The following is a 20,181-nucleotide window of genomic DNA, read 5'->3' on the forward strand; positions in this document are numbered from 1 at the left end:
TGGGTTACACAAGAACGAGACAATTTTGTTAAAAATTCGCCACTAGATAAAGATAAAACTAAAATAGAATAAGTGCTGTTTGCCTCGGGAAAACAACGGCTGAGATATCTTCGCCTCAAATGGATAAAGTCGTTGGTTAATTTTACGAGAGATGTTTCAGCAATCTCAACGTTATAAGGGGAACTTATGAAAGTAACATGGCTAGGCTGTCTATCATTGCTATTTTGCAGTATAGCAAATGCCATAGATTTACCTGAGCAGCACTTCAAGGCAAGTGCAGATATAGGTGTGATTAACAAAGAGCAAATTTTGTATTGGCTTGTTAAACGAGGAGAGCTTGCTCAACATGCCACTGATGTAGAGAAGCAGCGTGCACTAGAGCAATATTTAGGTAAGAAGCAGTTTGGCCACCAAGCTGATGTCGCCAAGGTCAAAGCAAAACGACGGGCAAATAAAAACCTTGTTAACAAGTCAGTGAGTTTCGATGCAAAGAGTAAAGCTGTTGATACGACAGTGAAAGTACTGGCAGTTATGGTTGATTTTAGCGACCTGAAACATGATGAAAATGCTGATATTGGCAATCAAGATACCTCCCAACAACATTATAATAATTTGGTTTTTTCGCATGATTGGCCAGAGGGCATTTCGGCTTATGAGTATTACCAACAAGAATCTGGAGGTACGTTTTTCCTTACTGGACAAGCTTATGGTTGGGTAACAGCTGATAACAACGCAGCGTATTATGGTGAAAATGACCCTGATAGTAACGATGATGATATTAGGCCTGGTGAATTGGTAATAGAAGCCATTAATAAAGCGGTTACCGAGTTTAATATTGATCTTGCCGAGTATGACCTAAAGGACCCTTATGACCTAGATCAAGATGGTAATTTAAATGAACCTGACGGTATTATTGATCATGTGATGGTCTTTCATGCCAGTATTGGTGAAGAAGCTGGCGGTGGTAGTTTAGGTGAAGATGCTATCTGGGCGCATCGTTCTGCCGTTGCTAATCAAGCTGTGCAAATTAACGATACCGATTATAAGGTGTGGGGTTACACCATTAACCCTATCAATTCGCGCACAGGTGTTGTTGTTCATGAATTTGGTCATGATTTAGGGTTACCAGATGAATATGATACCGCTTCCGGTCAATACGGTTCACCTGTTGCAAACTGGTCAGTAATGGCTTCTGGCAGTTGGCTAGGCACCCCTGGCGGTTCTAGTCCGGCAACATTTAGCAGCTATGCCCGAGATTTTTTACAGCAAACTTATTTAGGTAATTGGATCAACCAGTATGAGGTTGATTTACAAGCTCTCAATAGTGAAACAATAAACTTGGTGGCGGCTAATAACCATCAAGATGGCATCAATCAGGTCAAAATATTACTGCCCAATAAACAGGTTAGCGTTGGCGCACCTAAAACGGGCGCTTATCAATATTATTCTGGTCGTGAAAACCTCAAAGATAATCGCTTATCTTTTGCACTTACCTTGCCAGCACAACAGGCGACACTGACTATGACCGCGCGTTGGAATATTGAGCTAGATTGGGATTATGTTCAAATTCTTGTTAACGGCGACGCTATTGCTGGCAATCATACCAAAACTAACAATACCGAGCGCCCAGAAGTGACTAACTTTATTTCGGGTAATTCGGCGGATATTGAGCAAGCGTATGGCGAATTGCACTGGGTCGATTTAAGTTTTAGCCTTGCAGATTACCTTGGTCAAGAGGTAACCATTGACGTTCGTTATAAAACTGATGAATATGTACTTGAGCAAGGATTTTTTGTCGATGATATTGCGTTAACCGCCAACGGCACGGTTTTGTTTACCAGTGGTGGTGAAGCTGAAAATGAAGTGACGTTAGCTGGCTTTAGCCGTGTCTCTGATACTGCCGATGGCAAGCCACATCATTACTACGCTCAGTTGCGTAATTACAGCGGCACTGATGCCAAGCTCGAGGACGACTTCTATGAGCCGGGTGTATTGCTTTGGTATCGCGATGAAAACGTTGACGATAACCAGGTAAATATTCACCCTGGAGAAGTCTTTATCGGTGTTGTTGATGCCGATCAACAATTAATTACCTCTCAAGATACGTTCTTTCAGGTGCGTGACGCCACATTTAGTTTATACGACCAATCGCCATTTTCAGGTGATAATCATTTAACCGCTAACCCATTGTTTTCTGATCAAGATGATTATTCATCTCCGCAACAGCCAGCATCTGGGATTATTTTGCCTAAATTGGGCGTAATGATGGAGGTTGTAAGTCAAGCGAGCGATAGTGCAACGGCAAGCATTGTCCTGAGTAAGCAATCGGTAAGTGATGTAAAAGTGACGCAAACGGGGTTGCAAGTTGTGGTTGCTTTAGAGGCCCCTAGTTTGATCGATGGTACAGAGATTACCTGGAATATGGGTGATGGAACTGAGCTGATCGGTGAGACAGTTTCTCATACCTATAGTGAAGCTGGCCTTTATACAATAATAGTTAACTATGTTACCGAGGAAGGTAGCCAAACAATTTCACAATCGGTTACCGTAGGTCAGCCGATTACTGGTGATTTTAGTAGTGAAGCTGACGGCTTATCGGTGAGTTTCGGTGCTAACTTAATTGGTGGTTTTGGTGAATTTAGTTATCAGTGGAATTTTGGCGACGGTAATTCTTCAACAGAAGCTGCACCGACTCATACCTTCAGTGCGACAGGCAGCTATAACGTGCAATTAATCGTAACTGATGCCACAGAGCAACGTTTCACCTTTACAAACTCGGTTGAGGTTGTTGAACCGTTAAGCGCTTCTATTTCAAGGACGGTAAACAATTTAGCGATTAGCGTCCAATCAACACCGTCTGGTGGTGATGGTAATTATAATTATCTTTGGGATTTTGGCGATGGTACAACAGCACAAACGGCGAATGCTAATCATACCTATAGCCAAGCAGGTACGTATACGATAACACTAGAGGTGAGTGATGGCGCAGGTGAATCAGTGCAAACGTCTATTAGCGTCACGGTTTCAAGTGCAAAAACGACTCAAACTAGCAAAAGCTCTAGTGGTGGTGGTTTGGGTATATTCGCGTTAACGTCACTGGTATTGATTGGAATAATGCGAAGACAGTTAAGCGCCGTTAAAAGCGTTTAAACTTGGCTGTATTGCTCTTTATTCGGAAGCCACCGCGCTATTAATGCGGTGGCGTTTTCTGGATATTGCTTCCAAAGGATATAAGCCTGCTGTTGGATCTCTGGGATAAGCTGCGCATCTCGCACTAAATCAGCCACTTTTAAATCTGCTAGACCAGTTTGTTTTGTGCCGAGTAGTTCTCCAGGGCCTCTGATTTCGAGATCTTTTTGGGCGATAACGAAGCCGTCATTACTTTCTCTTAGCACCGCTAATCGCTTTATTGCCGTTTTCGATAACGGTGATTTATACATCAACACGCAATGAGAGGCGACTGACCCTCGACCAACACGTCCACGCAATTGGTGCAGTTGCGCAAGCCCTAAACGCTCAGGGTTTTCGATCACCATTAAGCTGGCGTTCGGCACGTCAACACCTACTTCAATCACAGTTGTTGCCACCAACAAGTGAAGCTCTCCTTGCTTAAATTTTTCCATAATGGCTTGTTTTTCATCGGCTTTCATTCTGCCATGGACAAGACCGATACGTAATTCAGGCAGGTGTTGCTGTAAATAGAGCGCAGTATCTTCAGCGGCTTGGCATTGCAGTACTTCTGATTCTTCTATTAGCGTACAAACCCAATAAGCTTGACGATTTTCGGTGATACAACTTGAATGTATTCTCGCAATCACTTCATCTCTTCGCGTATCGGGCAAAGCGACAGTTTGTATCGGGGTTCTTCCTGGGGGTAACTCATCAATAATTGAGGTATCTAGGTCAGCATATGCCGTCATCGCCAGCGTTCTGGGAATAGGTGTTGCTGTCATGATTAACTGGTGAGGATAATGTCCATCAAACGCGCCTTTTTCTCTAAGGGAGAGGCGTTGATGGACGCCAAAGCGATGCTGCTCATCAATGATAATTAGCGCCAGTCGATTAAAAACGACTTGCTCTTGAAAGAGTGCGTGAGTGCCGACGAGTAGTTGGGTATCACCCTTGGCAAGGGCTTCAAGGGCAAGTCTTCTTGCCTTGGTTTTGGTTTTACCAGCGAGCCAACTGACGGTTATATTTAAAGGCTCGAACCACTTTTGAAAGTTGATGGCATGTTGTTCTGCAAGTATTTCTGTCGGTGCCATTAATGCGACTTGATAACCTTGGCTAATCGCGGTCAAGGCTGCTAGTGCTGCTACCAGTGTTTTTCCTGAACCAACATCACCTTGGACTAAGCGCATCATCGGATGGTTTTTCATCATGTCGTGGCGAATTTCGCTAACCACGCGGGATTGTGCATTGGTGGGCGAGAATGGCAGTGACGCTAAAAACTGACTTTCCAATGTTGGGTTAATGGTCAATGAAACGGCTTGATGAACATCACTGCTCTCGCGCAATTTAAGCATGCTTAAGTTATGAGCCATTAGCTCTTCCCTGATCAAGCGCTGCTGTGCCGGATGTTTGCCTTGCTCTAATAAGCTCACCGAAGTATCAGGCGGTGGACGGTGCAGCAAAGCGAGTGCTTGTTTCAATGAATAGCCTTCAGGAATAAACCCACTTGGCAATAGCTCTTCGACATCACCTCGTTGCAAACGAGTTAGTGCTTGCTCAGTTAAGTTACGAAGTGAAATTTGCCTCAGGCCATCCGTGGTTGGATAGACTGGCGTTAAGGTTTCTTCGACAGGGGTAAGAGCAACATCGTCTTCTAAAGGCTTGTATTCAGGGTGAATAATTTCTAAAGACCTAGCCCCTCGGGTAATCTCTCCATAACAACGTATGGTCATGCCAATAGCAAGGCCATTACGCTGATTAGCAGAAAACTGAAAGAAGCGTAAATTGATGATGCCCGTGCCGTCATTCACCGTTACTAGCATCATACGGCGCTTGCCATGGATGATTTGATTTTGAGTGATTTCACCTATGATATTGGTAAATATACCGGGCAAACAATCCCTTATCGTTGTAATGCGAGTTCTATCTTCATAACGAAGAGGTAGATGAAACAATAAATCTTGCAACGAGTGCAATCCTAGCTTTTCCAGCTTATTTGCCATACTAGGACCAACACCTTTAAGTGTTGTAATGGCGATATGTGCTAAATTTCCAAGCCCTGACTGACGTTGCACGTCGATATTTCCTTGTAAGGTTGTTAACTAATCATCAATATCTTGCCATGTTTCTTTATTCATTTGCATTTTTTGCCACCATTCTTCAGAGGCTACGATTTGGCCTTGCTCGTCAATATGGGGATATGGGAGTCCTTTGCGTTTGCAGGCTTTGGCGAAGATAGGGTGACCACCTTCAAATAAAAAGCGTTGGCGGCGCTGTTCACTGATTCTCGGGGTATCATAGAGTCCAGCAAGTTGTCGTTGTCTTTGCGCTTCGTATAGAACAACCGAACAAGCAACAGAAACATTTAACGACTGCACCATCCCGACCATAGGAATAATAATATCTTGATCGGCTAGTTTTAAAGCGGTTTCTGAGGCACCAAACTTTTCTTGCCCAAGAATAATGGCTGTTGGCTTGGTATAATCAATTTCTCTAAAATCAACAGCAGTATCAGATAAATTGGTTACTAAAACTTGCATATTTTGCGCTTTAAGTTTAGCGATGGCATCTTCGGTATTGTTGTAATTGTGAACGTCAATCCAATTTTGACTACCGGCAGCGCTGCCACCTGATACACGCATCTTTTCATTTTTCCAAACGGCGTGGACATCGCTAATACCAATTGCATCGGCGGTACGAACAACCGCAGCTAAGTTATGGTTTTTATGCACGCCTTCCATGCATACAGTGAGATCTGGCTGACGCATATCTAACATGGCGTTGATACGCTGTAATCTTTCTGGAGTCATCTTGTTTCGCTTATCCTTGGCAGGTTTACGAGGGTTTAAGTAGAGCCGTGATGGCCAAGAACATCACGCTCTACACTGGTTCAAGTATAGATGTTAACTAACGTTTGGTAATTCCATCACGCCATCTATTTCAATTTCAACATCTTTGGGTAATTTAGAAACCTGAATTGCTGCGCGCGCTGGATATGGCTCGCTAAAATACTTGCTCATGATTTCATTGACAGTGGCAAAATTTGACAGGTCAGTCATGAAAATGTTCACTTTAACCATATCATTAATCTCGCCGCCAGCAGCTGTACAAACGGCAACAAGATTTTTAAATACTTGCTCTGCTTGAGCTGCAAAGTCGCCCGAAATGACTTCCATGGTTTCAGGTACTAAAGGGATTTGTCCAGATAAGTAAACAGTGTTTCTTACTTTTACCGCTTGGCTATAAGTTCCGATGGCGCTAGGTGCTTTATCTGTATTAATAATGGTTTTCATCTTTGTATAGTTCTCTATCCAATTGAGTTTGATTACTTGTTACGAACAACGCGTTGTACGTCGACCATAACCTTTATTTTCCTAATAATGCCGGCTAAATGTACACGGTTATAGCAGGTTATTTCCATATCAATAACGTATAAGCCAGAATCTTTTTCACCAGAATTCAAGGTATGAACATTTGAGCCTGCTTTGGCGATAACATTGGTGAGTTTAGCTAAAGCACCCTGATGATTGACTATTTCGATACGGAGTTTGGCAATAAACTCACGTTCAACATCAGTATCCCATTTTACTGGGAAAAGCTGTCCTTCCTGATGACCTTTAATATTTCTGCATCCTTGCTGATGAACCATTAAGCCTTTACCTGGGCTTAAATAGGCTAATATGGCATCACCAGGTATTGGACGGCAACATTTTCCGTAATTAACCAACATACCTTCCGTGCCCTTGATTGGCATTTTAGATTTGGTCGTTGCAGGGTTAATGACGCTGTCTTCGGTAAATTCGTCAGTCAGTCGTCGTGCAATACCAATACTGAGCGCGTTGCCAAGACCGATATTAATCAGTAACTCATCAAAGGTTTTGTTTCCGGTTTCACGAACCACTTGTGCAATTTTTTCTTCACTAATGTCATTTATTTTGGTTTTGCCTAATGCATGGCTTAATAGTCGACGCCCGAGCGCCAATGATTCATTATGCTCTTGAGAGCGTAAGTAGGTTCGAATTTGCAAACGGGCTTTTGCGGTAACGACAAAATTCAACCAGGTAGCATTAGGTCTGGCCGCCGGAGACGTAATAACTTCTATGGTTTGTCCTGAATCAATCGGTTTATGCAGCGGATAGGGCTTTCGATCAACTTTTACGCCAACACAGGAATTACCAACGTCGGTGTGAACCGCATAAGCAAAATCAACTGCAGTGGCCCCCATTGGCAGTTCAATGATGCGGCCATCAGGTGTAAACACATAAATTTCTTCTGGAAATAGGTCTGATTTGACGTTTTCTATAAATTCAAATGAACTACCTGCACTTTGTTGTAGCTCAAGCAAGCTTTGCATCCAACGTCTTGCTTTCATTTGTGCGGTAGTGCCACTGTCATCACCTTCTTGCTTATAAAGCCAATGGGCGGCAACTCCTTTATCGGCCATCTGGTCCATATCGTGGGTACGAATTTGAATTTCAACAGGAATACCGTGGGGACCAATTAATGAGGTATGTAATGACTGATAACCATTGGTTTTTGGAATGGCGATATAGTCTTTAAAGCGGGTTTCAATCGGTTTAAATAAGTTATGCACAGCGCCAAGTGCTCGATAACAATCATCTATTTTGTTTTTTACGATGACGCGAAAAGCATAAATATCCATCACTTCGTTAAACATTAGCTCTTTGCTTAACATCTTGCGGTAGATTGAAAAAAGGTGTTTTTCTCGGCCGAGCACTTCAGCCTCAATGCCACATTCTTCTAAACGAGAAGCAATTTCTTCTCTGATATTGTTAACGATTTCTTTGCGATTACCTCGAGCTTGCTTGATCGCCGATTTGAGGGCACGAGCGCGCATTGGGTATAAGGCTTCAAAGCCAAGCTCTTCTAACTCATTTTTAATATCATGAATACCAAGGCGATTGGCGATGGGAGCATAAATTTCTAAGGTTTCTCTTGCAATACGCCTTCTTTTGTCTGGCCGAAGTGCCTCTAAAGTACGCATGTTGTGAGTTCGGTCGGCCAGTTTGATCAAGATAACGCGAATGTCTTGCACCATGGCCAAGATCATTTTGCGGAAATTCTCCGCTTGCATCTCTTCTTTGTTATCAAACTTTAATTTATCAAGCTTACTAACACCTTCAACTAATTCTGCCACGGTATGACCAAAAAGCTCAGCAAGTTCATCTTTAGTGACTGGCGTATCTTCGATAACATCATGTAACAGTGCTGCCATGAGTGTTTCATGGTCTAGGTGCATTTTTGCAAGGTTATGAGCAACGGCGACAGGATGAGTGATGTAAGGCTCTCCACTCGAACGCATTTGACCTTCGTGCGCATCTCGAGCGACAATATAAGCTTGTTTAAGTAAGTCAATCTGTACTTTCGATAAGTAGCTAGAAACGACTTCTTTTAATGGTTCAAAAAGATACACCGAAACTTCCTTTAAACGAGAACTAAGTTTAAATACTGCATGACAAACAAAGGATACGTTTATTTGACGATAAAGCCAATATATCACCCTGATAAAAACAGATAACTATTTGGTTACGATTATCGTTGCTATGATAAGCAAGCAGCCATAAAAAAACGCGTAACTACATCAGGTAAATTACGCGTTTTCTACAGTATCAGGACTGATTATTGGTTTTGACCACCAACAATTGCTGCTACAGCAGCAAGTTCAGCAGATTCCTGCTGGATTTGCTCATGACGGTCTGAATCATTCATCACGTCATTAGTGATTAACCCTTCTTCAATTTCACGCAAAGCAAGTACAGTTGGCTTGTCGTTTTCCAACTCAACCAATGGGTCTTTACCGCCCGTTGCAATTTGACGAGCACGACGAGATGCTACTAACACCAAGTCAAAACGATTGCCGATTTTATCTACAGCATCTTCAACAGTTACGCGAGCCATTCGGTCACTCCAACATTAAAACGAATTAAATAGTCGGGTAGTTTACTATGCGCTTAATCATTAGCCAATAGTTGATCGAATAATTCTTGATGATTTTGTACTTGTTGGCTGCGCTTTAAGCGCTGATTTTCGACGATAGTGATTAAATCTTTGAGTGCTTGGTCAAAGTCATCGTTGATAATGATGTAATCAAACTCTTGATAATGAGAGCATTCTGCTTTGGCTTGTGCCATACGGTTAGCGATAACGTCATCACTATCCTGTCCGCGCTGTTTTAACCGTTGCTCGAGTGCTTGCTTAGAAGGTGGGCAGATAAATATAGTGGTTACGTCGGGTTTGCGCATTCTGACTTGCTGCGCCCCTTGCCAATCAATATCTAAAAATACATCGATACCTTGGGAAAGTTGGTTATCTATCGCGACTTCTGAGGTACCATAATAGTTACCAAATACTTCCGCCCACTCATAGAAATGCTTTTGGTTTATGTGTTGTTTAAAGGCTTCTACATCGACAAAGTGATAATGTTGACCATCAACCTCGCCTGGTCGAGCCGCCCTTGTCGTGTGGGAGACTGAAACTTGCATTGGGCGAGCACTTGGTTGTTTTAATAAGGCTGTCAACAAGCTCGACTTTCCGGCACCACTTGGCGCTGATAAGATAAATAAGTTACCTTGAGTCGTCACGATTAATCTCCTGAATGTCAACAAAGGTTCGTTAAAATGCGCCCACTATACCTAATTTGAGCTTGGGTTTGTATCAGAAATGTATTCCTTATGCAGAGCTGTGGTTAATTAGGTTGATTTCGGTATGGTGTCATAGGATACGGCATTTCGCGTTGAATTTTTTACTTGATAAAGCTTTTCATCTGCGACTTTAATTGCCATGTCAACCGATAGCTGCTTTGATGGGGACACACTAACTGCACCAATACTGACGGAAACGGTTTGAGCGGCCGACGATGTGCTATGCTGAATTTCTAAGCTATGCACTTGTTCTAAACACTCGCTAAGGATCTCTTCTATATTGGTATGCTGGTTTACTGGCAAATAAAAGTAAAACTCCTCACCGCCGCAACGGTAGATATCGCCGTGATTATCAAATAGTACGCGTCTGATGGCATTGGCGACTTTTCTTAAGACGATATCTCCCATTTGATGACCGTAAGTGTCATTGTAGCGTTTAAAGTAATCGACATCAGCAATGCCAACTAACATTGACCTTCCCGCCTCTTGGGTAAATAACCACTGCTCTTGAATATCTTTTTCCCATTTTCTTCGATTTGGTAACTCGGTTAAGCTATCGAAATGAGCGAAGCGTTCAAGTAGTTTTCGTTGTCTAATAATTTCAAGTTGCGAATTGACCCGAGCTCGCACGATACCATGATTAAACGGTTTTTGAATGTAATCGCAGGCCCCTAAGGTTAAACCCTTTTCCTCGTCCTCTGCACTTTGCAATCCAGTGATAAAAATAACCGGTATCTGCGCTAACGTCGATTCACTCTTGATTTTACTGATTAACTCAAAGCCACTTTCTTCTGGCATTAATACATCAAGCAAGATGAGGTCTGGTTGTATTTCTAGTGCTTTTTGCAATCCTTGCTTAGCGCTTTTACAGGCGACGACTTTATAATGCTCGTTAAAGATCGAGGCTAATATTTTTAAATTAACACTCTCATCATCGATACACAGCAGTGTAAATTGCTTGTCGATTACTCGTCTTTGATGTTCTGTACTTTCCTTTGCTTGTGGCATGATATCACTCTACTGGAAACTCATTGCTAGCGTTATTACGATAGCGAGGTATCTATGTTTTCTAATGCGTCCATTGCTTCGTCAAAATCAAAATCGCTGATCAAACTGTGAAGATGACTGACTTCACTATTATATTCTGTTTTTTCAGCAAGTTGATAGAGTTTGTTAGATATTGTTTCTGCACTTGTATCAGCGTTCGCTACCAATGGGCGTAATTGCGCTAGCAATTGTTTTGCTTGGCTAATATCAAGAGCGTCGGTTGCTGTAGAAGGTTGAGCGTTTTGGTATATGCGATCAAGTTGTTCGATCAAAAATTCTAAATGGGTGCAGACTTCGTTCAATTTTAATTCAACATGAACACCTTGCTGGTGGATCTCTTTTTCTAAAGCACTGGCTGAAGCCGACAGTTCGTATGCGCCGATATATTGTGCAGTAGATTTTAATGAATGCACGCGACGATAGAGTTGGTCGATATGTTGGTCCCTGTAGTCCGCTAATAGTTGTGTCGCGAGTTTGTGGTATTTGGTCCAAAAGTCGTTAACTAAATGGGTGTATAGCGCTAATTTTCCCTGGACTTTAGCGATGGCATCGTCAACGTTAAGTGAGGTATGAACTTTAAGGTTTTTTATCGTTTGCAGAACCTCATTATCTTGGTGCTCAGAGTGCGCAGTCGATGAGGATCTTTTTTCAACCAATAGAAAGCGACTTAATGTTTGGTAGAGTATTTCTGGCTCTATGGGCTTGGTTAAATGGTGATTCATGCCGGCTTGAATACTTTTTTCGACGTCACCTTCCATTGCATGAGCAGTCATCGCCACGATAGGAATATCGGTAAGTTTTAGGGTATTGCGTATCTCTGTTGCTGCACTCAGACCATCCATTTCTGGCATCTGAATATCCATTAATACGATATCAAATGGTTCTGTTGCGAGTTTTTCCAGGGCAATCAGGCCATTTTCAGCGCAAGAAATAGAAATATTTGTATCATTTAGAAATTCAATGGCAACTTGTTGATTGATTAAATTATCTTCGACAAGAAGTACACGAAAATCACTTAAATCTGGAATGACAATGTTATTTGGTTCAGGAATAACTTTCATTTGTTGGCTATCTTTACTTAATAAATCGACGATGGCGTCAATTAAAACGGAAGGGTTTATTGGCTTTTCAAGAAATTTATCAATATCAACTCCTTGCGCCAACTTGCGTGCTTCGTCCTTATCATAGGCCGAAACCATTAGAATATGAGGGTGTTTTCCCTGAGCATGTTGTTGTATTGTTTTAGCCGCCTCGATACCATCCATTTGGGGCATTTTCCAATCCATTAGGACCAAATCATAAGGGCTACCTTGCTTTTCAGCTTGCAATACCCTGTCAACTGCCTGCTGGCCATTTTTAACACCATCAGCACTTACTTCAATGTTGGCGAGCGCATCAAGTAAAACGCGCCTTGCAATATCAATATCGTCTGCCACCAAAACTTTGAGGTTCATTAATGATTGACGATTCAATATTGAACGTTTTTCGCTAGCAACATGACACAACTCAAATTTTGCAGTGAAATTGAAGACCGAGCCCTTGCCTGGCTCACTCGTCGCCCATATTTTTCCTCCCATCAGTTCACTAAGTTGCTTACTTATCGCTAATCCAAGCCCTGTTCCACCGTATTTTCTTGTCACACTCTCGTCTGCTTGGGAAAATGACTCAAATAAACGACTTGTTTGTTCTTCACTCATCCCGATCCCCGTGTCATGAACAGAAAATTGTAATTCTGTAATGACCTTATTGGCAGAGAGTTGCTCAATTTTGATATGTATTGCTCCTTTCTCGGTAAACTTAACCGCGTTGTTAGCCAAATTGATGATGATTTGTTGTAAGCGCAAAGGATCGCCGATAAGTACTTTAGGAACATCCTTGTCGACATCGATAACAAATTCGAGGCCTTTCTCATGTACTTTGTAGGTACAGACATTGACGACACGTTGTAGTATTTCAGGCAATGAAAAGTTAACTCGTTCTAGGTTCATCTTTTGGGCTTCAATTTTGGAGAAGTCTAAAATGTCGTTGATTAACCCAAGCAGTGATTTTGAAGAGTCTTGAATTTTTTCCAAATAATCTCGTTGAGCTTGCGAAAGTTCGGTTCGTAAAGCAAGTTGACTTAGACCAATAACCGCATTCATTGGCGTGCGAATTTCATGGCTCATGTTAGCAAGAAAGTTTGATTTTGCTTGACTGGCTTGTTCGGCCTTAATTTTTTCAGACGCCAGTTCTTTGGTTCTTTCGTGAATTTGCTGTTCTAAGTTACGACTATAAGATAAAACCTGTTGATAGAGCTTGGCATTATCAAATGAAATCGCCGTTTGATCAGCTAATAACTGCAAGACATTGATTCTTTCCTCGGTAAATGCATGCTCAATGGCATAATGTTCAAGATAGACAACGCCCATTAAATTGCCCTTTACAATGCTGGGCACACAAATAATTGATTTGGGTTGATGAGTTTCGAAGTAAGGGTCATGAGCAAACTTACCTTCATCCATTAAATTGTTGATTATTTTAGATGTTTGTTTGCGAGCTACATAATTAATTAAATTGTAAGGTAACTGAGTTGCTCCTACGTTGGTATCATAATTACCTATTGCGATTTCTATTTTTAAAATACCTTCTGTTTGTAACAAAAATGCACCTTTTTGAGCTCCTGCATTTTCGATGATGATCACCATCATGCGATGCAGAAAAGCTTGCAAATCTGCTTCGCCACTCAAGGTTTCAGATGCTTTTAAAACTGATGATAGATCAAGTGCTTGACCATAAGCCGCTGTATCGCGTTTGAGTGGTTTAGGTAAACCTGTTTGCTGCTGGAAGAATTTATATTTTGCTTTTAACTGTTTTGCTTTCGTTTTCGCACCCCAAAGCACATAGTTGTCATGAGCTTGTTGCAAATAGAGTGTTGCGACATCGCTTTTTTCAAAGCTTAGCCAATATCTTGCTGCTAATTCCTGTGCGATAGCCTGATGCTGCGTATAACCGTTGTCTTTAGCCGTCGCTATAGCCGTGTCATAAAGCTGCCACGAACTTGGGTTTTGCGTTAAGTTTGCAATTTCGGCAGCGACTAGTTGCGTTTTATGTAAGTAATTTTCAGGGCTGTTTTGTGACCACAACTGCATTAACTTATGGTTTTGTTGTATACGCTCAAAACATTCTTGGTAAGTTTTATCTTTTTTACCGAGTCGACGACAGCGTCTTGCTAAATGCAAAGCAGAAAAATAAAAAAACTCAGAAAAATGATATAAAGAAACGGCAGAGGTGGCCATAGGATAAGCCAACTGATAATGAAAATGTGCTAGGTCATCATCCTCAAATAAATAAGCCAAAACCATTTTAGCGCTGTGATAGGCGAATAAAGTGGTGACGTTATTGGTTTCTTGCAAGAATTCTAATGTATTACGTTCATCAAAGGCAGGCCCATGAAAATCAATTGCCTTATGATCGCCATTCACCAGGTTTAGCGTTAATTGATACCACACGTTAGCTAGACCTAATTGATAGGCTTGTTTTTTTTCAGCCATAAGATGTGTATATTTATTAAAAGAATGCTCTACTTTGTCTAAATTTTCTCCTGCAAAGAGTTGATGCATACAGAAAAATAGTGCTGAGTGAAATGCATACTCAACATTGCCAACCTCAAGCCCTTGATAGAAATTGTGCTCCAGCGGATTTAACGTTGTATTTAAATGCTTATTCCAATGGATGACGGAAACATTGCGGGTAAATTCCACTTCAATTTCACCGTAAGGTGAAGCAAATTTCTGATAGATATTTCGTGCAAGCTCTGCGAAGGCTAGACCGTCTTTGAATTTATTAAATGCCCCACAGAGCAATAACGCATGAGTGACAAAAACTTTACTGGAAATTGCGGATATACCCGAGGTTAAACAGATATTCATTGACGTATAGGAGACAGATAAAAATGCCGTTGGACTGATTAAGTAGGCTGGTGTTTGGATGGCATTTAATATTTCCAAAGCGGCGAGCGCCTGTCTGTCTTGCATTTCAGGTAAATCGATAAATAGCTTGATTGGCTTGCTTCGATAATAGGATTCTAAGCTCAAGTATTTACTTGCGACATCATCTTGCTCTGCTAAGGTAAAATCGAGCGACTCTAATGTTTCGACGCCAAGTTGAAAAGCTTGTGGCATTTCATTTTGAGCAATTAAGGCTAGAATTTGAATCTTAGCGAGATTGACTCGATCAAATAATTCGTGCAAATGTGCTTTGTTTTTATGGAATATTTCATTAACTTGCTGAAATTCTTGTGTTAAATAACATGCCTTCGCTTTGCTAATCGTTAATAAACTATATTGTTGATAATGTGTTTTCCAAGGCTCTTTTTCTAGGTAAAGTTCGGCTTTTTCAAAATAGTAATGCACATTGCTATAGGCATTCGCTTCCAATGCTTTTAAACCAGCCTCCGTGTTTTTTAATACCAAAAGAAACTCTTTATTTTGCTCAATGTACAACGGAGCGGCGGCATTGAGGTGTTCGATGTAATCAAAGATATTGCTATCGTGGGTTTCTTCTCCTAAGGCAAGATAATGTTCAGCAATACGATAGTGAATGGCGGTTTTAGGGATCGGGCGATTCAATAAGTAAGCGGCTTGTTGAATTTTATCGTGTACAAACCGAATAGTTTGTATCGACTCGCTATCACTTTCTGTATGTGCGCTGATTAATCCTTGCTCAATTAAACTGTTTAATTGAAGCTGAATGCTATCGATATCTTTATGAAGGATTTTAGCGATGATTGATAGGGTAGCTCGAATACCAATACAAGCAGCGATGTGCAAAATGTCTTGTTGAAATTCTGACAGCAGTTGAATTCGACTGACCATGAGTTCAACGACATTGGCGGTAACCGACAGTTGATTTAGTTGCTCCAAATACCAAGACCATTCGTTTTTTTCATCCCGAAATAAGATGTTTTTGTCTTTTAAAGATTTGATAAACTCTTTGGTGAAAAATGGATTACCACCAGTTTTATTGATAACCGCTTTTGAAAACGCTTCAACTTCGCTGGTTTTAAGTTGCAGCGAATCAGCGATAAACTCTGTCATTACATCTCTTGGCAGTGCTTTAAGCTTGATATGACTATGATAGGCTGGTGCATCATCAATAGCCGCTAAAAAGTGGTTAAGCGCATGAAATGTATCAATTTCATTGTCACGATAGGAAATGACAATAAACAAGTGTTTTATTTCAGGATGTTTGATGATTTTTTCGAGTAATTTTATTGTCGCTAGATCAGACCATTGCATATCATCTAAAAAAAGCGTAATCGTGCGTTGTCGAGAGCCTAGCGCTCGAAACAAACTCAAAATGGTGTTATCAAAGCGCAACTTGCTTTCGCTTGGACTCAATGAAGGTAAAGGCTTTTGTTGACCAATAATAAAGGCTAAATCAGGGAGGAGATCGATAATAAGCTGGCCATTCTCACCGACTTCTTGCTGAATCACCCGACACCATTTCGCTAATTCGTTTGTGCTTTCCCCTAATAATTGCTCAACTAGATCTTTGAGGGCATTACTCAAGGCAAAATACGCGGTCGTCTTTTTATATTGCTCGAATTTACCACTAACAAAGTAGCTTTTATCTTCGTTAATTGGACGATGCACTTCTTTGATAAGCCTTGATTTGCCTACACCTGAATAGCCACTAATAACACATAGCTGTGTTGAATGTTGCAACTTTACGGTGTTGTATGCATTTATCAGCGTCGACAGTTCTTGTGCTCTTCCATAAAGAGTCCCAGAAAATACTAGGGTGTTACTGATGTCTCTTTGCGCTAAAGCAAATTCAGGAATCTCTTTATTCTTTTTAAAGTAATATAAACATTTTTCTAAATCTTCTGCTAAACCGGCTGCGGTTTTATAACGTTGCTCAGGGGTTTTCTCTAACAATTTCGCTAATATTAAAGCAATTTGTTTTGGGAGCTCAGTGGTAATGCTGTCAGCTGGCTCTGGTATTAATGCCATATGCGCATGCACTAATTCAATATCATCTTGAAATTCAAAAGGGTAGCGACCAGTAAACAATTTATATAGTGTTGCACCAATGGCGTAAAGGTCAGAATAATACTCTACCGGCTTGTTAATGCGGCCACTGGCCTCCGGCGACATGGTACTGAGGTTATATTTATCGAGTTGATTATTCGATAAACGTTTGTGAACTGATTTAAATGTACTGGCAAAAGATAAGTCAAATAATGATACCTTGAGTTCCTGACCTACAAATATGTGGCTGGCATTAAGATTGTTGATAACTAATTGTTCTTTGTGTAATTTTTCAACAAGGCGACTTAAGTTTATTGCTATCGTTAATTTATCGGTTAGCGTGCTGGCTTCTTCGCTAAAATCAAACAATGTAGCGGTTTGATGATAGGGATAAATATCGTAAAAGTTATTATGATCTTCAAATGAGTCGATAGAAGCAACGATTCCGTCAATGTTAAGCGTTTTGCTGAGGTGGAGGCTGTGTTTTAGTCGTTCACTGTGCTTGCTGGCACTGTTTTTGTTAAAACGCTTAATGACAACGTGCTCACCGTCATTGTTTTGCGCTAAAAAAAGTTCAATAGAAACCGAAATAGCTGGCAGCTCTTTGACAATACTATAGCCTTTAAATGACAGCATAGACGAGTACAATCCCTGGAAATTAAATAATTCGTTAACGAGTTTATTGTTTAAGGTATCTTATTCTATTAGTTTACCTGCACTTTGCTTACTAACGACTAAATTACCTGTAAAAAATCTATTTATCTTACTACACTAGTAATTATTCATTATATATCAAGAATATTGATATAAAAGTTACGACAAAAATAAAATATATTGGCAATTTTAGGATCTTGCAGTTTAAAGCTAAGTGTTAAATGCGCAATGAGAGAGCGAGTATTGAGTCGCTTCTGTTGTTCTGTACTTTAATGCTATCACTTGGTTACTACGCTTGATGGTCTAAAGTTATTTTTTTAAGGGCTAGCCATGCTTAAATTTAACGCAAACTCATGCACTTACTTTTTTACAGGCACTGTTGTAAACGCATTGATGTTTACTTCATTTTATACTCAAGCTGAAGAAAGTGATATTCAAGCGATCGAAGTGATAGAAGTCTATGCGCAAAAGCGGGCTCAATCATTAGTGGATGTTGCCGTTGCTGTTACTGCGATTGATGGCGAGAGTATCGATCGTCTGCAAATAAAAGATTCTACCCAACTGGCTTCTTTTGTCCCGAGTTTTAAAGTAACTAATAATGCTGGAGAAGGCACACCGCCAGCGTTCAATCTTCGCGGCGTGGGTATGATTGATTACAACACATCAACTATCTCGCCAATTGCCGTTTATAGCGATGGTATTGTCAGTGGTAGCGCTAATAACTTATCTGTGAATTTGTTTGATATTGAGCAGGTGGAAGTATTAAGGGGTCCTCAAGGAACGCTATTTGGAAGAAATACAACCGGCGGCGCATTGTTAATTCGTTCTAAACAACCAGAAGATACCTTCGGTGGTTTTGTTAATGCTAGTTTTGGCCAATATCAGCATCGCTCTTTTGATGGCGCACTAAACATGCCATTGACAGACCATACATCCATGCGCTTTGCGTTTAACCAAGAAGATTATCAGTTTTCAACTAACAATCTACTGGAAGGGTCACCAGACGGCGGTTTAGATCAAAAGAATTATCGGTTAATGATTAAATCGACTTTTGATGATGTCACTGTCCTCGTCAAGTTTCATCAAGAAGATTGGTCGGGTAAGCCTAAGCCCATTGCCAGTAATGGTATCTTGAGATCTGATGGCTCTGGTGAATGTCTGCCAAAAGAAGCAGGGAGCGCTCAATGTATGGATGCCTTCGGCGGACAAATCAATGGCGATGATTTTTGGGACGTATTAGCTGATACCGCTGATCGTAGTCACCAAAGTGATAGCTGGGGAGCCAGTATCAATGTCGCGTGGAAAATAAGTGAAACCTTAAACTTAACGGCGCTTAGCGGCGTGCGTGACCTAGAGCGTTATCATACTTGGGACTCTGATGGCGCAGGTAATTTGATCGAAGGAACCATGGGGACTGACAATCGTTTGCTAACTCATGAATTAAATCTTGCCTATCAAAATGATAAGTTGTTTTGGCAAACTGGTATTTATTGGTTAACAGAAGAGATAGCACAGAAAAATAGTTTTGACCTATTTAGAGATTTTAGAGCGATCTCTGACTTAGCTAGCATAGCCGCAGAGTTTTTCTATGATAATACGTTGGAAAACCAGTCAAATGCAATCTATAGCCAAGCAGATTACTCCTTGTCCAGTGAGCTAACTTTTACTGCTGGGCTAAGATACACCGATGAGTCAACAGATTACCTAGCCAATGCCGATTTAGATACCGTATTTGGGGTCATACCTAATTTATGGAATTTGTCAGGCAAGATAGACGATCAAGAATGGTCAGGTCGTTTAGCGATCACGAAGAAATTTAATAAAACAAATAGTCTTTATGCCAGCCTAACTAAGGGTTACAAAAGTGGGGGCTACAACGCCGGATACTCAACCAGTGAGGCACAAGCCGCTGATTCAGACTATCGACCAGAAACCTTGTACGCTTATGAAATCGGTGGCAAGTTCTTTAATTTGCTGCCAGATGTCAAACTACAAGTTGCGGCATTTTATTATGACTACAAAGATCAACAGGTGTTTGTCAATGTTCCAGATAACGTAGTACCTTACCATGTTTTGAAAAATGCTGGTGATTCGACTATTTATGGTGCCGATGTTGAGGTGCAATATACACCGCAAGCCAATTTACAGTTCAATTTAGCGGTCGGTTATTTACCTAAAGCCAATATCGGTGACTATCAACAAGGTAATCTTAATGTTGAGGATAATCGCTTGCCATTTTCGTCAAAATGGAACATTAGTGGCATGGTGATATACGAACAACAAATGTTTGGAAAGTTATTAACCAGTCAACTTGGTTTTGATTATCAGTCGCGCTTTTATTTTGATCAAAATGAAAACCCCTACACGGAACAAGAGGGTTACACGCTAATAAATGCTCGTATAAGCTACGCATTAACACCAGAACTACTGTTGTCACTTTGGGGTAAAAATTTAGCCAACACTGAATATGCGGAGTTACGCTTTGATTCGATTGCCGCTTTAGCGGCAGTGACAGAACTGAAAGGGGAAGCACGGCAGCTGGGGATAGAGTTGCGATATAAATTTTAGAACCGCGTCTGAATTGAACATATAATTTCATAGATATCAAAAACCTATAGACATTTTATAACGAAATCTAT

Annotated in this window: 10 protein-coding genes; 2 read left to right on the top strand and 8 right to left on the bottom strand. The window is 40.9% G+C overall.

Features of this window, described 5'->3' with window-relative positions:
- Positions 1–186: 186 nt before the first annotated feature.
- Positions 187–3,150, top strand: coding sequence for an immune inhibitor A domain-containing protein (locus ACSLUH_RS07860; RefSeq protein ID WP_448565758.1), 2,964 nt, complete (start codon positions 187–189; stop codon positions 3,148–3,150).
- Here ACSLUH_RS07860 and recG read toward each other — a convergent pair.
- The 8 genes from recG to ACSLUH_RS07900 form a co-directional block, all read right to left on the bottom strand.
- A complete protein-coding gene (gene recG / locus ACSLUH_RS07865) occupies positions 3,147–5,243 on the bottom strand; it encodes an ATP-dependent DNA helicase RecG (RefSeq protein ID WP_448565759.1) in 2,097 nt (698 codons plus the stop codon). The two genes, ACSLUH_RS07860 and recG, sit on opposite strands and share 4 nt — an antisense overlap.
- A gap of 27 nt (positions 5,244–5,270) precedes the next feature.
- On the bottom strand, positions 5,271–5,978 hold the full coding sequence (gene trmH, locus ACSLUH_RS07870) for a tRNA (guanosine(18)-2'-O)-methyltransferase TrmH (protein WP_448565760.1): 708 nt from the start codon (positions 5,976–5,978) through the stop codon (positions 5,271–5,273).
- 93 nt (positions 5,979–6,071) lie between these two features.
- On the bottom strand, positions 6,072–6,461 hold the full coding sequence (gene ridA, locus ACSLUH_RS07875; protein ID WP_448565761.1) for a deaminase RidA: 390 nt from the start codon (positions 6,459–6,461) through the stop codon (positions 6,072–6,074).
- Positions 6,462–6,493: 32 nt separating this feature from the next.
- On the bottom strand, positions 6,494–8,602 hold the full coding sequence (gene spoT, locus ACSLUH_RS07880) for a bifunctional GTP diphosphokinase/guanosine-3',5'-bis pyrophosphate 3'-pyrophosphohydrolase (protein ID WP_448565762.1): 2,109 nt from the start codon (positions 8,600–8,602) through the stop codon (positions 6,494–6,496).
- 206 nt (positions 8,603–8,808) lie between these two features.
- Positions 8,809–9,087 carry a DNA-directed RNA polymerase subunit omega gene (rpoZ, locus tag ACSLUH_RS07885; RefSeq protein WP_448565763.1) on the bottom strand — a complete coding sequence of 93 codons (279 nt, stop codon included), beginning with the start codon at positions 9,085–9,087 and terminating at the stop codon, positions 8,809–8,811.
- 53 nt (positions 9,088–9,140) lie between these two features.
- Positions 9,141–9,770, bottom strand: a complete 630-nt coding sequence (gene gmk / locus ACSLUH_RS07890; RefSeq protein ID WP_448565764.1) for a guanylate kinase — start codon at positions 9,768–9,770, stop codon at positions 9,141–9,143.
- A gap of 108 nt (positions 9,771–9,878) precedes the next feature.
- Positions 9,879–10,838, bottom strand: a complete 960-nt coding sequence (locus tag ACSLUH_RS07895) for a GGDEF domain-containing response regulator (protein WP_448565765.1) — start codon at positions 10,836–10,838, stop codon at positions 9,879–9,881.
- 35 nt (positions 10,839–10,873) lie between these two features.
- Positions 10,874–17,524: a response regulator gene (locus ACSLUH_RS07900; RefSeq protein WP_448565766.1), complete on the bottom strand. Its 6,651-nt coding sequence runs from the start codon at positions 17,522–17,524 to the stop codon at positions 10,874–10,876.
- A gap of 348 nt (positions 17,525–17,872) precedes the next feature.
- Here ACSLUH_RS07900 and ACSLUH_RS07905 point away from each other — a divergent pair, with 348 nt between their 5' ends.
- Positions 17,873–20,110 carry a TonB-dependent receptor gene (locus ACSLUH_RS07905; RefSeq protein ID WP_448565767.1) on the top strand — a complete coding sequence of 746 codons (2,238 nt, stop codon included), beginning with the start codon at positions 17,873–17,875 and terminating at the stop codon, positions 20,108–20,110.
- The last annotated feature ends 71 nt before the right edge of the window (positions 20,111–20,181 follow it).

The organism is Thalassotalea ganghwensis, assembly GCF_053485795.1.